This window comes from Vibrio sp. YT-16, assembly GCF_033337405.1.
GTDB lineage: Bacteria > Pseudomonadota > Gammaproteobacteria > Enterobacterales > Vibrionaceae > Vibrio > Vibrio alginolyticus.
This window is the reverse complement of sequence record NZ_JAWOQQ010000024.1, coordinates 33,721-48,913: the sequence shown is the minus strand read 5'-3', so window position 1 is coordinate 48,913 and position 15,193 is coordinate 33,721. Positions and strand designations below refer to the sequence as shown.

The following is a 15,193-nucleotide window of genomic DNA, read 5'->3' as shown; positions in this document are numbered from 1 at the left end:
GCGGGGTGGAGCAGCTTGGTAGCTCGTCGGGCTCATAACCCGAAGGTCGTCGGTTCAAATCCGGCCCCCGCAACCAAATACAAGACGATAGATTGAGTACTTATTTAGTATACAATTGTTAAGTCGTCTACGGATGCGCCGCTTGATTCAACGCCTGCTTCTCGCAACCAATCACATCGCTCTTTTCATAATGCTGCGAAGCATGAATCCCCAAAAGCTAAACTTTTATCCGCATCATATGATGTCGGACGATTTCGTTTGTGTTTAAAACACGATATGAATCGGCTGACGTACAAGTATGATGAGGCTTCGCGTGTTTTATCTACTTTAATTAACAGAGTTATCCACATACGTCGTTCTGTGGATAAGTTGGTTGATAAAGTGTTTTTAGCTTGACTTTTTATGATGGGGAAGAAAGATCTTTTCTCTAAAGTGAAGTGGAAACAACAAAGAAACATCAATTAAATCTTTGTTATATAAAGAAAAAATAAGTTTTTTGTCGGATCGAGTACGTTAAAATACGATCATTAACTGGTATTTTTTTGATCCTAGTCATTTCTCCGAACTGTGTTTAACTTTTTTCTGCTAGCTTGTTTTTCTTGAATCTCAAATTTTTTTCCACATTACAAAATTGAGAACAAGGTCATGAATTGAACATGCAAAAGTACTTTCAATCTCTTGCATATAGACTACGCTCTATGCGTCTCTCGGCAGTCCCTTCTCGACTATCCTTATTAAGCGTTGCTTTTTCGTCTCTATAGATGAATTACTCTCAGTGGGGAGTTGATTCAGTTGCTCTGTCAAAGCCCATTTAATGTGCTCATCAAGTAATTTATTTTCACCTTGCCGACTTTCCAGCGCATCTATGATTCGCTGACTATATTCTGCATTACCAAGTGCGACAGCGATGTTACGTAGCCACTGTATATGACCAATACGACGGATAGCGGAGCCTTCCATATTTTTTAGAAAAGTCGCTTCATCCCAGTTAAACATGTCGACGAGGTCAGGGTTTTTGAAACTGTCACGACGGTGGAAATCATCTTGTTCCGTTATGTCGGCGTAGCGGTTCCATGGGCAAACCAATTGACAGTCGTCACAACCATAAATGCGGTTACCCATTGGCTTTCGAAACTCTTCAGGAATCACGCCATCGAACTCGATGGTGAGATAAGAGATACAACGCCGGGCATCGACAACTTTGTCTTCAATGATGGCTTGTGTTGGGCATGATGTAATGCATGCTTTGCATTTACCGCACTGATCAACGCTTGGCTCATCAACGGGTAGTGGTAAGTCGATAAGTAGTTCACCTAAAAAGAACCACGATCCACAGTCTTGATCTAAAATCAGGGAATGTTTCCCGGTCCAACCTAAGCCCGCTTTTTGGGCGAGAGGTCGCTCTAATATTGGTGCGGAATCAACGAAAGGTCGGTAACCATATTGACCAACCTCTTGTTCAATAAGTTTGCCGAGCTTATTTAGCTGCTTTCTGACGAGCTTGTGATAATCGCGCCCTAGTGCGTAGCGGCTAATATAGGCATGACTTTTATTCGCGAGGTTCGAAGCGAATTGAGCCTCTGGTGGCAGATAGTCCATCCGGACGCTGATAACACGAACGGTTCCCGGGAGTAGCTCATGGGGTCTAGCACGCATCATACCGTGACGAGCCATCCAATCCATTGAGCCGTGATAGCCTGCATCAAGCCATTTTTGTAGTGCTGCTTCATGTTCACTCAGATCAACGTCGCAGATCCCAACTTTTTGGAAGCCGAGTTCTTTTCCCCAAACTTTGATTTGTTGTGCGAGTTGTTCGTAGTTCATATTAACCACCGGAATAAAGGGGGGCGGATCTTAACGGATCTCTGGCTTTGGTGCTACCCAGTTAGGTACGTTTTTGATGTTGTGAATACTGCTTATTGAAGTCATTTGCATATATTCTAAATCTAGGTCGATACTAAGATGATTAAGATACCGTTTATTGGATACTTTTTTCGCACATATGACATTTGAAAGCTTGTCTCTCAAAACCAACACGGTTTACTATTCCTGTTCTTTTGATTTTTATATAGTCAACGATCATTAGTTAGAGAAGCATCAATGAGCACGAAACAATTCAATTTAAAAGATGAGCATGAAACGGTTGCACTAGGCACCGCTTTGGCTCAGCTTTGTTCCCAGCAAACCACAATTTATCTGCATGGTGATTTGGGTGCAGGTAAAACAACCTTTAGTCGTGGTTTTGTCCGTGCTCTTGGTCACCAAGGTAACGTGAAAAGTCCAACTTATACTCTAGTCGAACCGTACCAGTTGGATCAGTGGCAAGTATATCACTTCGACCTTTATCGTCTTGCGGATCCTGAAGAGCTTGAGTTTATGGGGATTCGAGACTATTTCACAGACGATGCGATTTGCTTGGTTGAATGGCCTGAAAAAGGGCATGGCTTACTGCCACAACCGGATCTTGATGTAAACATTCGCTACCAAGGTGAGCAACGTGTAGCCGAACTAACAGCTAATAATGATTATGGTGTGCAGTTACTCAGTCGATTGGAGCTATGTTGAGTTTTTCTAATTTTAGAGTAGTGGCGACGTTTGTCGCCACTTTTCTCCTTCTCATCCCCAATTTAGCATTTGCTAACGTCGTTAAGAGTTTTCGAGTTTGGCCCTCACCTGATGAAACACGTGTTGTCATCGATTTAGGCTCGGAAGCTGACTATTCCTATTTCTCTTTATCAGGGCCGGATCGCCTTGTCGTGGATTTAAAAAGCACGACGATGCAGGCCAAACTGCCTGTTACTGTTACGGATAGCCCTGTTTTAAAACTGGTACGAAAAAGCTCGCCTCCAGAGAAGGGCACTTATCGTTTGGTGTTTGAACTAAAAAAGAGCGTTCAAGCGGAATTATTTAAATTAAGCCCAACACCAGGTGGGCAGTATGGTCACCGCTTGGTGATTGATTTACCGCACGGTAAGAAGGCATCGACCTCTAAACCGAGTAAGCCAGCGGCGGCCAGCAAAGACATGAGTTCAGTTCAACGAGCTCAAGAAGTGTTAATTGTTATCGACCCTGGTCACGGTGGGGAAGACCCTGGCTCTATTGGCCCTTCACGTCGTAAGTACGAGAAAGATGCGGTATTGAGTATCTCAAGAAAAATTGCTGCTCAGCTCGATGCGACTCCTGGTATTAAAACGCGCATGACTCGTACGGGAGATTACTTTGTAAACTTAAACCGTCGTGTCGCGATTGCTCGTGAAAATGATGCACACTTACTGATCTCCATTCACGCTGATGCGTTTACCTCACCGAAGCCTCGCGGTGGTTCGGTCTTCGTACTAAATACTCGTCGTGCAAATACCGAAATTGCTCGTTGGGTCGAGAACCATGAGAAACAGTCTGAGTTATTGGGCGGCTCGGGTAATGCGTTCTTCACGAAGACAAAAGATCGTAACGTGAACCAAACTTTGTTGGACTTGCAGTTTAGTCATTCACAAAAAGAAGGCTATAAACTGGCAACAGAAATCCTAGGTGAGATGGGACGTGTTGCGCACCTGCATAACACCAAACCGATCAACACCAGCCTTGCGGTTTTACGCTCTCCACAGATTCCGTCTGTGCTAGTGGAAACGGGCTTTATTTCTAACCCAACAGAAGAGCGTTTACTGTTTCAACGAGCGCACCAAGATAAGTTAGCTCAGGCTATCACTAAGGCGGTCGTCAAGTACTTAAAAGATAACCCACCAGAGGGTACGGTGTTCTCGCCTTCAGCGAAGCCAATGGTACATATTGTAAAGCGTGGCGAGTCATTATCGGTGATCGCGAACAAATATGGGCTTAGCTCTAAAGCGCTGATGTCGGCAAACAACTTGAAGTCGACAGGCTTGGCAATTGGTCAGAAGCTCAACATTCCTTCTGCTGGTACGATTAAAGTGCCAAGTAAACCGATTACTGTTGAGACAGAAACCATTACGCACAAGGTTAAGTCTGGTGAGTTCTTAGGTAAGATTGCGAATCACTATAAAGTGAAGGTTTCAGATATCCGCCGAGAGAATAACTTGAAGTCAGATACCTTGTGGGTAGGGCAAAAGTTGAAGATAACGGTCGCGGTAAAAGATAAACCGATTCGTAAGCACAAGGTTTCTCGGGGTGAGTTCCTTGGCAAAATAGCGTCCAAATACGGCGTTAGCGTATCGAGCATTCGTAAAGCGAATAACTTACGCTCTGATCAGCTAGCGGTTGGGCAAGTCCTGATCATTCCAAACAAGTAGGTGAGCTTCTAACTCATTATGACGATTAAAATTTTGCCAGCCAGACTTGCAAACCAAATCGCCGCAGGGGAAGTGGTCGAAAGACCTGCTTCTGTGATTAAAGAGCTGGTTGAAAATAGTCTTGATTCTGGCGCAACTCGAATCGATATCGATATCGAGAAAGGAGGCGCAAAGCTGATTCGTGTTCGTGATAACGGAAAAGGTATCGCGAAAGATGAACTCGGCTTAGCGCTCAGTCGTCATGCGACATCTAAGATACATACCTTAGATGATCTCGAAGCCATTATGAGTCTAGGTTTTCGCGGTGAAGCGTTAGCCAGTATTAGCTCAGTCTCGCGTTTGACGCTCACGTCGCGTCCTGCGGCACAAGAAGAAGCCTGGAGTGCCTACTCCGAAGGGCGTGATATGCAGGTGAAGCTTAAGCCAGCAGCGCACCCGATTGGCACTACCGTTGAGGTGTTGGACTTATTTTTTAATACTCCAGCGCGTCGCAAGTTTCTTCGTACGGAGAAAACCGAATTTGCTCATATTGATGAGTTATTGAAACGCATTGCGTTAAGCCGCTTTGATGTCACCATCAATGTGCGTCATAACGGCAAGATCATCCGTCAATATCGCGCGGCGAAAAATCAGCTTCAAACCGAAAAGCGTATTGCTGCTGTCTGCGGTAATGCGTTTGTGCGGCATATGCTCAGAATCGAGCTTGAGCATCAAGGGTTAAAGTTACATGGGTGGATTACCACACCAGAGGGAGCAAGGCAGCAAAGCGATTTACAATATTGTTATGTGAATGGCCGAATGATGCGTGACAAATTAATCAATCACGCGATTCGTCAAAGCTATGAAATGAGCTTAAAGCCAGATCAGTTTGCTGCGTATGTGCTCTTTATTGAGCTAGATCCGCACCAAGTAGATGTGAATGTTCACCCTGCTAAGCATGAAGTGCGTTTCCACCAAGCTCGTTTGGTGCATGATTTCATCTATCAAGCTTTGACGGATGCACTTTCACAAAGCGCCGTGATTGATAAACCACAGGTGAATGAATCGGCATTTCATCGCGTGGAACCGACTGAATCTGAAGAGATTGAGCATTCGCCAGAGCCTGAAAAAGTACAAGAGCCAGCATCTTCACCAGTACCAGAACGGGTTTATCAAGCGATAGAGAGTACACCGGCTTATCCTGGACGCAGTGATTATGAAGTGAAGCCTCGTAATAGCGGTCCTAGTGAAACCTCCGTGCGAGAGGCGCGCGTAGTGGAGTCATTCAAACGTAATGATTGGGTGGAATCCAAACCCGCACCAAAGCCAAGTCACAGTAAAGAGCGCCACGTAGAACCAGCGCCAACTAAACAAGAAGTACGCGCTTATCACGAGCTGTTGAAAACGCCAGAGTTTGAGGCTCAGGCAGTCACTCCAATAGCGCCCCAAACGATAACTTCGCACACATCAATGCCATCGATTACTGCATTAGGCAAAGCGCTGATGGTGGTCGATGAACAATTTGTTTTGATGAGCAGTGACAGTGGGGCGGCGTTAGTCTCGTTACCTAGAGCAGAATTTTATCGTGTAAAAGGCCAGCTCACTCCAAGCGATGGTGCACTCAAGGCACAACCTCTGCTTGTTCCTCTATCTATTAAGTTAGAGGCCGAATTAGTGAGACTGGCCCAAGATTATCAACAAGATTTGGCATTGCTTGGTATTCAATTGAAAGCGAGAAACGAGCACGCCTTAATGGTGATGGGCGTCCCAGCTCCGCTGCGTCAACAAAACTTACAAAATTTAGTACCAGATCTGTTATCTTACGCGCAATCTTGTGTGAACGAAGGTATAGCAGCGGCTCAGATGCTGTCTGAGTTGATAGATTGGCTCGCATTACAGGTCACGACAGTGAAGAGTCACTATACTTTTTCTGAAGCCATTCAAATTATTGCGGAACTTGAACAGCTAAGACATGGTCAATTGCCATTAGAAGATACAAAATTCGTATCCGCTGTTGATTTCTCTGCCACGATAGCCAAATTAAAACCATGACAGATAAACTACCTTTGGCGCTATTTTTAATGGGGCCAACTGCATCAGGCAAAACTGAGCTGGCGATTCGTCTTCGTCAAAAATTTCCGGTTGAGATCATCAGTGTTGATTCTGCTTTGATCTACAAAGGGATGGATATCGGTACGGCGAAACCGGATGAAAAAGAGTTAAGTTTGGCGCCTCATCGCTTGATAGATATTTTGGACCCAAGTGAATCTTACTCTGTCGCCGACTTTCGTCGAGATGCATTGAGAGCGATGGATGATATTGTTGCAGAAGGAAAAATTCCACTTCTTGTGGGTGGAACAATGCTGTATTACAAGGCGTTACTTGAAGGTTTATCACCACTTCCTGCTGCAAATCCTGAAATTCGTCAGCAAATTGAACAAGAGGCATTGACTAAAGGTTGGTCAGTGTTGCACGATGAACTCAAAGAGGTTGATCCTGTGTCAGCCGCGAGAATCCATCCCAATGATCCCCAACGTTTATCTCGGGCATTGGAAGTTTTTCGCATTTCAGGTAAAACTTTGACTGAATTGACTCAAACGAAAGGTGAAAGCCTACCATACCGAGTCAAGCAGTTTGCAATAGCTCCCAAGGATAGGGCAGAACTTCACCGTCGGATTGAACTCCGTTTCGAGAAGATGATGGAAGCGGGCTTTGAAGAAGAAATGAAAGCGTTACATTCGCGAAAAGATCTTCACCCCGATCTTCCTTCCATACGATGCGTCGGTTACCGACAGATGTGGGAGTATTTAGATGGGGAGTGTACACGTGACGAAGCGGTATTTCGTGGCGTATGCGCGACTCGTCAATTGGCCAAGCGTCAAATCACCTGGTTACGCAGCTGGGATGATTTAACTTGGTTGGATAGCGAGAACATTGAACAGGCATTAGAAACGATGTCGGAAGCAATAGCATCTGATTGACATAGCTGTGTATAATGTGATCGTTTTTGCGTGAACGCACTCTCAAAGGATCTGTTGTTGGCGGTTTTTATACTATGCTGCTAATTACTTAGAGTGCATTTTTGATTCGTTTAGCTCAGATGCAAAAGCCGTATCTTTTGCATTGCACCACTAGCTAAATAATTACAACTACAAATTAAATAAGGAAAATAAAAATGGCTAAGGGGCAATCTCTACAAGACCCATTTCTAAACGCGCTACGTCGTGAGCGTATCCCGGTATCTATCTACCTTGTGAATGGTATTAAACTACAAGGTCAGATCGAATCATTCGATCAATTTGTGATCCTGCTGAAGAATACTGTTAACCAAATGGTGTACAAGCACGCGATCTCAACAGTTGTGCCGGCTCGTCCAGTGAGCCATCACAGCGGTGAACGTCCACAAGGTGAGCGTCCACAAGAGAAATCTGAAGATTAATTCTTCATCGAGTATTTTTAAAATAAGGAGTTGATTGCTTGTTTGACCGTTATGAATCCGGTGAGCGAGCCGTACTTGTTCATATCAACTTCACGCAAGAAGGTGAATGGGAAGATCTGGCTGAGTTCGAAATGCTGGTTTCTTCTGCTGGGGTAGAGGCGCTACAAGTGGTAACTGGTAGTCGTCAATCCCCACACCCGAAATACTATGTCGGAGAGGGTAAGGCCCAAGAGATTGCTACAGCGGTACAATCAACGGGTGCCGAAATTGTGATTTTTAATCACGCCCTCTCTCCTGCCCAAGAACGTAACCTCGAAGCACTGTGCCAATGTCGAGTTCTCGACCGCACTGGTCTTATTCTCGATATCTTTGCTCAACGAGCTCGAACACACGAAGGTAAGCTACAGGTAGAGCTGGCTCAACTTCGTCATATCTCTACTCGTTTGATTCGTGGTTGGACACACCTTGAAAGGCAGAAAGGTGGTATCGGTTTACGTGGCCCGGGTGAAACCCAGCTGGAAACCGACCGTCGCTTATTGCGTGACAGAATCAAAGCCATCCTGCGACGCTTAGACAAAGTAGCGAAGCAGCGTGAACAAGGGCGCCGCGCCCGAAATCGAGCTGAAATCCCAACGGTTTCACTTGTGGGTTACACCAACGCGGGTAAGTCGACACTCTTCAACCGTATTACAGAAGCTGGCGTGTACGCGGCTGATCAATTATTTGCTACTTTGGACCCGACTTTACGTAAGATAGAGTTAGCAGATGTTGGTCCTGCCATCTTGGCAGACACGGTTGGTTTTATTCGACATTTGCCACACGACTTGGTTGCGGCCTTCAAGGCAACCTTGCAGGAAACGCAAGAAGCTGACATTTTGTTACATGTTGTTGATGCCAGTGATGAGCGTTTTCGTGAGAATATTCAAGCTGTTCATGAAGTACTAGAAGAGATCGACGCGCATGAAGTGCCGACTCTGGTTGTCATGAACAAAATCGACAATCTAGATTCGCAGAAACCACGTATAGAACGAGACGAGGAAGGCGTACCTCGCGCAGTTTGGGTTTCAGCAATGGATGGGTTGGGCATTGATGTCCTGTTTGAGGCTCTGACGGAACGTCTGGCGTCACAAATGGTCGAGCATCAGTTGCGAATTCCTCCACAGTATCAAGGACGATTCCGTAGTACCTTCTTCCAAATGAAGTGTATTCAACGTGAGGAATATGACCAGGATGGTAACTTGTTGATCGATATTCGAATGCAGCAAGTAGATTGGTCTAGACTTGAAAAAAGAGAAGGGGCAGTTTTGACTGGCTTTATAGTCACTTAAAGGACTGCTACAGTATAACGTCATATCAAATGATGGAGCTTTCTAATGGCGTGGAATGAGCCTGGAAATAACAACGGCAACAATGGCCGCGATAATGACCCTTGGGGTAATAATAATCGTGGTGGCCAGCGTCCTGGTGGCCGAGATCAAGGTCCGCCAGATTTAGATGAAGTGTTCAACAAACTGAGTCAAAAGCTGGGCGGCAAGTTTGGTAAAAAAGGCGGCGGTGGTTCTCCAATCGGCGGCGGTGGTGGTAGTGCAATTGGCTTTGGCGTGATTGCTCTGATTGCTGTTGCGGTTTGGTTTTTCGCTGGTTTTTACACCATCGGTGAAGCAGAGCGTGGTGTTGTACTGCGTTTAGGTAAATACGATCGTATCGTAGACCCAGGTCTTAACTGGCGTCCTCGCTTTATTGATGAGTACGAAGCGGTAAACGTACAAGCGATTCGTTCACTACGTGCATCTGGTCTAATGCTGACCAAAGATGAAAACGTTGTAACAGTTGCGATGGATGTTCAGTACCGAGTGACTGACCCATACAAATACTTGTACCGTGTAACCAATGCAGACGACAGCTTGCGTCAAGCAACGGATTCTGCACTACGTGCAGTAATTGGTGACTCATTGATGGATAGCATTCTAACCAGTGGTCGTCAGCAAATTCGTCAAACTACGCAAGAAACACTGAACCAAATCATTGATAGCTATGATATGGGTCTGGTACTTGTTGATGTGAACTTCCAGTCTGCTCGTCCACCAGAGCAAGTGAAAGATGCGTTTGATGATGCAATCGCAGCACGTGAGGATGAAGAGCGTTTCATTCGTGAAGCTGAAGCATACAAGAACGAAATCTTGCCTAAGGCAACGGGTCGTGCAGAGCGTTTGAAGAAAGAAGCACAAGGTTACAATGAGCGTGTCACTAACGAGGCTCTTGGTCAGGTAGCACAGTTCGAAAAACTACTACCAGAATACCAAGCAGCGCCTGGTGTAACGCGTGATCGTCTGTACATCGACGCAATGGAAGAGGTGTACTCAAGCACTTCGAAAGTGTTGATTGACTCGGAATCAAGCGGCAATCTTCTTTACCTTCCAATCGATAAGTTGGCGGGACAAGAGGGCAAAGCAGATACCAAACGTAAATCGAAGTCATCTTCAACCTATGATCAAATTCAACTTGAGTCAGATCGTACACAAGAAGACACTTCGAACACGCAGTCTCGTTCAACAGGTTCACGTCAAGGGAGATACTAAGAATGCGTAAGTTAATGATCCCTGTACTGGTAATCGCACTGGCATTAATGTTGATGTCTTTGTTTGTGATTCCTGAAGGTGAGCGCGGTATCGTGGTTCGATTTGGTCGTGTCTTGAAAGACAATAACGACATCACTCGAATTTACGAGCCTGGTCTGCATTTCAAGATGCCTTTGTTTGACCGTGTTAAACAACTTGATGCACGTATCCAAACAATGGATGGTCGTGCCGACCGTTTCGTAACGTCCGAGAAAAAAGACGTTATCATTGATACCTACGTGAAGTGGCGTATTGAAGATTTTGGTCGCTACTACCTCGCGACAGGCGGTGGTAACTCGCTAACGGCAGAGGCACTACTTGAGCGTAAAGTGACGGACGTGCTTCGTTCTGAAATCGGTGCTCGTGAAATCAAACAGATCGTATCTGGTCCACGTAACGATGATGTGCTACCAGAAGACGCAAGTGCTGATGTTGTCGCAACTGAAGCGGCTCGTGAAGCGCTTGAGATTGATGGTGAACGCGACCTAATCATGTCTGAAGTATTGAAAGACACGCGTGAAAGCGCAATGAAAGACTTGGGGGTTCGTGTCGTTGATTTCCGAATGAAGAAAATCAACCTGCCTGATGAAATCAGTGAGTCTATCTACCGTCGTATGCGTGCGGAGCGTGAGTCTGTTGCTCGTAAGCACCGTTCTCAAGGTCGTGAAAAGGCGGAAGTTATTCGTGCTCAAGCAGAACTAGAAGTAGCAACTATTCTAGCTGAAGCTGATAAAACTGCGCGTGTGACACGAGGTGAAGCGGATGCTGAGGCTGCGAAGATTTATGCTGAAGCGTACAACAAAGACCCTGAGTTCTTTAGCTTCCTACGCTCGCTACGTGCGTATGAGAAGTCCTTCAGCTCTAAGAGCGATATTCTGGTGCTTGATCCGAAGAGTGAGTTCTTCCAATACATGAACCAGTCGAAGGGCAGCATGGAGAAATAATCTCCGCGTCTCATTGAAATAAAAGGCTCCTTAGGGAGCCTTTTTTGTATCTGATGCTAAGTGCTAGCTCATCATGATGGCGATGACGGCTCCAGCAACTACTAGGCAGCCACCGATGCGTCGTAGCTGATTGTTGGGTTGTTCACTTAATTGAGCCACCATATTCCGCCAACCGTTAGGAGCAATCAGTGGCCCAATGCCTTCCACGATCAAGACGAGCCCAATCGCCAACCATATGGATTCAGACATAGCGCTTTCCAGTCGAATAGAGAAAGCTAAATACTATCAGTGATATGCTGATTTCAAAATGAACAAAGCGGCAAGATGACATTCTGGTAGCAACTCTGTGAACAAAAAATGACTGCAAGAAGCGTGATTCGGTGCTAGAATCCATTTTTAACTAGCAATCAGACTTGGAAAGATGGGAAATAACGTAGTCGTTCTAGGCACCCAATGGGGTGACGAAGGTAAAGGTAAAATCGTAGACCTTTTAACTGAAGATGCAAAATACGTGGTACGCTACCAAGGCGGTCACAACGCAGGTCACACTCTCGTAATTGACGGTGAAAAAACCGTTCTTCACTTAATTCCATCAGGTATCCTTCGCGATAACGTAAAATGTGTTATCGGTAACGGTGTTGTACTATCACCTGAAGCTCTACTTAAAGAAATGAAGCCTCTTGAAGAGCGCGGTATTCCAGTACGCGAGCGTCTTTTCATTTCTGAAGCATGTCCGCTAATTCTTCCTTACCACGTTGCAATGGACCAAGCTCGCGAAATCGCTCGCGGTAAAAAAGCTATCGGTACTACTGGTCGTGGTATCGGTCCAGCATACGAAGATAAAGTTGCTCGTCGTGGTCTACGCGTTGGCGACCTATTCGATATGGCGACTTTCGCAGAGAAGCTAAAAGAAGTCATGGAGTTCCATAACTTCCAACTAGTTAACTTCTACAAAGCGGAGCCAGTAAGCTACGAAGAAGTACTTGAGCAAGCTAAAGGCTACGCTGAACTACTAACGTCAATGGTTATCGACGTAACTGACGAACTAGACGCAGCACGTAAGCGCGGCGACAAGATCATGTTCGAAGGTGCACAAGGTACACTACTTGATATCGACCACGGTACTTACCCGTACGTAACGTCTTCTAACACGACTGCTGGTGGTGTTGCTGCAGGTTCTGGTTTTGGTCCTCGTCACATCGGTTACATCTTGGGTATCGCGAAAGCGTACTGTACTCGCGTTGGTGCTGGTCCATTCCCGACTGAACTATACGACGGTTTAGATAAGCAAGATCCAATTGGTAAGCACTTAGGTGAAGTTGGCCACGAGTTCGGTGCGACAACTGGTCGTCTACGTCGTACAGGTTGGTTCGATGCTGTTGCTATGCGTCGTGCAATCCAAATCAACTCTGTATCTGGTTTCTGTCTAACTAAACTAGACGTACTAGATGGTCTAGAAGAGCTAAAAATCTGTACTGGTTACAAGATGGAAGATGGCTCTGTGCTAGAAGTTTCTCCGATGGCTGCTGAAGCATTCGAAAAAGCAACGCCAATCTACGAAACAATGCCTGGTTGGTCTGAGAACACATTTGGTGCTAAGTCACTAGATGCTCTACCACAAGCCGCTCTTGACTACATCAAGCGTATTGAAGAGCTAACTGGCGTTCCAGTAGACATCATCTCTACAGGTCCTGACCGTAACGAAACTATCATCAAAGTTCACCCATTCGAAGCTTAATTGATAGCCGTTAAAGATTGCAAAAGCCGACCTTCTGGTCGGCTTTTTTGTATCTGAACAAAAACAGCGTGACTCTCATATGGCAAGCTTTTGCCGCTGAGCCTAAATCAGAGGCAAAAATTGTCTAAAGCTTAGCTGTTTTTTGCCGATAAGGTTATCAAGCAGAGGAGATCCTTCACCGATCTTTGGTTTCTTAGATACCTTAAGGGTACGTTTATGAAGTTACGAACAGTGGCTGCTTCACTGTTGTTGACCTTGGTTGCTACCACAGTGAAAGCCAATGTTGCTGATGTGGGGGCACCAGTTCCGATCTATACCGAAGCAGAGCTGATAAAGCTTATTGAGCAAAATAAGCACTTACAACGTGTGCGCGCTGATAACTGCCAGCTGGTGGAGGATATCGTAGCTCGTGCGACTCGAATTAACTTACCCGCTTATGAATTTCTGTACGGAGATATGTTGGCTTGGGGGGTGTGTGTCGAGCAAGATGTCGAACTGGGTCTTTACTACATCGAAAATGCAGCGCATCAGGGGTTACCAGCTGCACTAGAGCAGATTGGCCGATACTATTCGCGTGGCACTTTAGTACAGCAAGATAAAGAACGTGCAATTCCATATTTGCGAGAAGCTGCGTCAATGGGAAACCTAAACGCGCGTATTCATCTGGCCGAGTTGCTTTTACGTGATTATGGCAGTCCACTCGATTACGAAGATGCGTATCGTTGGTTATATAACTCTGTCACAGCAGATAAGCGGCAGCATAAGCGCATAACTGTATTGAGAAACGGCCTTGAACAGCGCATGCCACAAAACGTTATTGCTCGAGCTAAACGGCGAGACACCTTTTGGTAACGCTTCAATATTGCAAACAACTTCATACAACAAAGCCCACGTCACGTGGGCTTTGTTGTTTTCCCGATAGTTGGTAGCGCTTAAACCACTTTGTGTGGACCGAAGCATTCGTAATGGAATTGCTCTTCTGGTACGCCAAGTTCTAATAGCTGTTTCGCTACGTGCTGCATAAATCCTACAGGACCACAGAAGTATACCTGCACGTTATATTGCTTTAATGCAGCTTCAATTTCATACAGATTGACAAAGCCCGTGAAGTGGAAGTCTTCGCCTAGCTTGTCTTCTGCCGTTGGTTGGTTATACCAAACGAGCGCGTTCATATTTTCTTTTTCTGCAACGAGTTGGTTTACGTGTTGCTTGAAAGCATGCTGTTGGCCATTTTCGGTTGCATGAACCCAAGTTACAGGTGCTTGATGTGCTGAGAGACTTTCTAGCATTGACAGCGTTGGAGTAAGTCCCACACCAGCAGAAATTAGAACAACGGGTGTTTGTGGTTCGGCATCCATAAAGAAATCACCGGCAGGGGCTGCAAGCTGCACTTTTTCGCCAATGTTCAGGCTATCGTGCAGGTAGTTCGACACTTTTCCGCCTTCTTCACGTTTTACTGAGATACGGTAGGTGTTCTCTTGGACCGCAGAAGACAGGCTATATTGGCGAATTTCTTGGTTTTCTAACTGGTCACTGTTGATGTAGATGCCAAGGTATTGTCCCGGTTTATACGGCGCCACTTTTTGGCCATCGGTTGGCTTGAACACAAAGCTGCAAATGTGTTTGCTCTCAATCTTTTTATCGACTAATTCAAATTCGCGTAGACCGCGCCAGCCGCCTTCCGAAGCTTCATTTTGTTGGTAAATTTGTTCTTCGCGCTGAATAAATACATTCGCAAGTACGCCGTAAGCCTCAGCCCAAGCATCCAACACCTCTTGACCTGGATTAAAAAGCTCATCGATTGTCGCAAGTAAATGCTTACCAACGATTTGGTACTGATCTTCTGTGATCAAAAAGCTCGTGTGCTTATGCGCAATTTTCTCTACTGCGCCAAGCAGAGCTGGCAAATTTTCAATATTGGCAGCATAGGCACAGATAGCGTTGAATAATGCTTCACGCTGATCGCCGTTACGCTGGTTACTCATGTTAAAAATATCTTTCAACTCAGGGTTATGAGTAAACATACGCTCGTAAAAGTGCGCGGTCAGTTTTGGTCCTGTTTCGGCGATGAGTGGTGCGGTCGCTTTGACGATCTCGATAGTTTGATTGCTGAGCATAAGGGCTTCCTACTTTAAGTTGTATTTATAATGCATGTTTAAAGTTGTATCTCAAATGTATCTTTCGATCAAGAAAAGATTTACACTTTT

General features: G+C 45.5%; 13 protein-coding genes. 10 read left to right on the top strand and 3 right to left on the bottom strand.

Going from position 1 to position 15,193, the window contains the following annotated elements; genetic code table 11:
- Positions 1–696: 696 nt before the first annotated feature.
- Positions 697–1,824 (bottom strand): tRNA epoxyqueuosine(34) reductase QueG, encoded by a 1,128-nt coding sequence (queG, locus tag R7F07_RS23235; RefSeq protein WP_017633726.1) that lies wholly within the window; start codon positions 1,822–1,824, stop codon positions 697–699.
- Positions 1,825–2,100: 276 nt separating this feature from the next.
- On the opposite strand from queG, the gene tsaE reads away from it, so the two are divergent.
- From tsaE to hflC, 8 genes are all read left to right on the top strand, one after another.
- Positions 2,101–2,565 (top strand): tRNA (adenosine(37)-N6)-threonylcarbamoyltransferase complex ATPase subunit type 1 TsaE, encoded by a 465-nt coding sequence (tsaE, locus tag R7F07_RS23230; protein WP_005381372.1) that lies wholly within the window; start codon positions 2,101–2,103, stop codon positions 2,563–2,565.
- The gene (locus R7F07_RS23225) at positions 2,559–4,268 is read left to right on the top strand and encodes an N-acetylmuramoyl-L-alanine amidase (RefSeq protein ID WP_005381374.1); all 1,710 of its coding nucleotides are present in this window, start codon (positions 2,559–2,561) and stop codon (positions 4,266–4,268) included. Before tsaE ends, R7F07_RS23225 begins: the two co-directional genes overlap by 7 nt.
- Before the next feature lie 18 nt (positions 4,269–4,286).
- Positions 4,287–6,299, top strand: a complete 2,013-nt coding sequence (gene mutL, locus R7F07_RS23220; protein WP_171343383.1) for a DNA mismatch repair endonuclease MutL — start codon at positions 4,287–4,289, stop codon at positions 6,297–6,299.
- Positions 6,296–7,228, top strand: coding sequence for a tRNA (adenosine(37)-N6)-dimethylallyltransferase MiaA (miaA, locus tag R7F07_RS23215; protein WP_054577180.1), 933 nt, complete (start codon positions 6,296–6,298; stop codon positions 7,226–7,228). The genes mutL and miaA overlap by 4 nt, the downstream gene beginning before the upstream one ends.
- A gap of 194 nt (positions 7,229–7,422) precedes the next feature.
- Entirely contained in the window at positions 7,423–7,686 is a 264-nt protein-coding gene (gene hfq, locus R7F07_RS23210; protein ID WP_005381379.1) for an RNA chaperone Hfq, read from the top strand.
- A 38-nt stretch (positions 7,687–7,724) separates the two neighbouring features.
- A complete protein-coding gene (gene hflX / locus R7F07_RS23205) occupies positions 7,725–9,014 on the top strand; it encodes a ribosome rescue GTPase HflX (protein ID WP_005381380.1) in 1,290 nt (429 codons plus the stop codon).
- A gap of 45 nt (positions 9,015–9,059) precedes the next feature.
- Complete coding sequence (gene hflK / locus R7F07_RS23200; protein ID WP_017633728.1) at positions 9,060–10,265, top strand: FtsH protease activity modulator HflK; 1,206 nt, start codon at positions 9,060–9,062, stop codon at positions 10,263–10,265.
- Positions 10,266–10,267: 2 nt separating this feature from the next.
- Positions 10,268–11,248 carry a protease modulator HflC gene (gene hflC, locus R7F07_RS23195; protein ID WP_005381382.1) on the top strand — a complete coding sequence of 327 codons (981 nt, stop codon included), beginning with the start codon at positions 10,268–10,270 and terminating at the stop codon, positions 11,246–11,248.
- 63 nt (positions 11,249–11,311) lie between these two features.
- Here the strand turns inward: hflC and R7F07_RS23190 are convergent, their stop codons facing one another.
- Entirely contained in the window at positions 11,312–11,497 is a 186-nt protein-coding gene (locus R7F07_RS23190) for a DUF2065 domain-containing protein (protein WP_005381383.1), read from the bottom strand.
- 172 nt (positions 11,498–11,669) lie between these two features.
- Here R7F07_RS23190 and R7F07_RS23185 point away from each other — a divergent pair, with 172 nt between their 5' ends.
- A complete protein-coding gene (locus R7F07_RS23185) occupies positions 11,670–12,986 on the top strand; it encodes an adenylosuccinate synthase (RefSeq protein WP_005381385.1) in 1,317 nt (438 codons plus the stop codon).
- 216 nt (positions 12,987–13,202) lie between these two features.
- Entirely contained in the window at positions 13,203–13,838 is a 636-nt protein-coding gene (gene motX, locus R7F07_RS23180) for a flagellar protein MotX (RefSeq protein WP_005381388.1), read from the top strand.
- A gap of 80 nt (positions 13,839–13,918) precedes the next feature.
- Here the strand turns inward: motX and hmpA are convergent, their stop codons facing one another.
- Positions 13,919–15,103 (bottom strand): NO-inducible flavohemoprotein, encoded by a 1,185-nt coding sequence (gene hmpA / locus R7F07_RS23175; protein ID WP_054730009.1) that lies wholly within the window; start codon positions 15,101–15,103, stop codon positions 13,919–13,921.
- Between the last annotated feature and the right edge of the window lie 90 nt (positions 15,104–15,193).

Excerpts from the sequence above, each read along its gene's own strand:
- hfq (WP_005381379.1), top strand. The coding sequence starts at position 7,423 with ATGGCTAAGGGGCAATCTCTACAAGACCCATTTCTAAACGCGCTACGT.
- tsaE (WP_005381372.1), top strand. The coding sequence starts at position 2,101 with ATGAGCACGAAACAATTCAATTTAAAAGATGAGCATGAAACGGTTGCA.
- R7F07_RS23185 (WP_005381385.1), top strand. The coding sequence starts at position 11,670 with ATGGGAAATAACGTAGTCGTTCTAGGCACCCAATGGGGTGACGAAGGT.
- hmpA (WP_054730009.1), bottom strand. The coding sequence starts at position 15,103 with ATGCTCAGCAATCAAACTATCGAGATCGTCAAAGCGACCGCACCACTC.
- miaA (WP_054577180.1), top strand. The coding sequence starts at position 6,296 with ATGACAGATAAACTACCTTTGGCGCTATTTTTAATGGGGCCAACTGCA.
- R7F07_RS23190 (WP_005381383.1), bottom strand. The coding sequence starts at position 11,497 with ATGTCTGAATCCATATGGTTGGCGATTGGGCTCGTCTTGATCGTGGAA.
- hflC (WP_005381382.1), top strand. The coding sequence starts at position 10,268 with ATGCGTAAGTTAATGATCCCTGTACTGGTAATCGCACTGGCATTAATG.
- queG (WP_017633726.1), bottom strand. The coding sequence starts at position 1,824 with ATGAACTACGAACAACTCGCACAACAAATCAAAGTTTGGGGAAAAGAA.
- mutL (WP_171343383.1), top strand. The coding sequence starts at position 4,287 with ATGACGATTAAAATTTTGCCAGCCAGACTTGCAAACCAAATCGCCGCA.
- R7F07_RS23225 (WP_005381374.1), top strand. The coding sequence starts at position 2,559 with ATGTTGAGTTTTTCTAATTTTAGAGTAGTGGCGACGTTTGTCGCCACT.
- motX (WP_005381388.1), top strand. The coding sequence starts at position 13,203 with ATGAAGTTACGAACAGTGGCTGCTTCACTGTTGTTGACCTTGGTTGCT.
- hflK (WP_017633728.1), top strand. The coding sequence starts at position 9,060 with ATGGCGTGGAATGAGCCTGGAAATAACAACGGCAACAATGGCCGCGAT.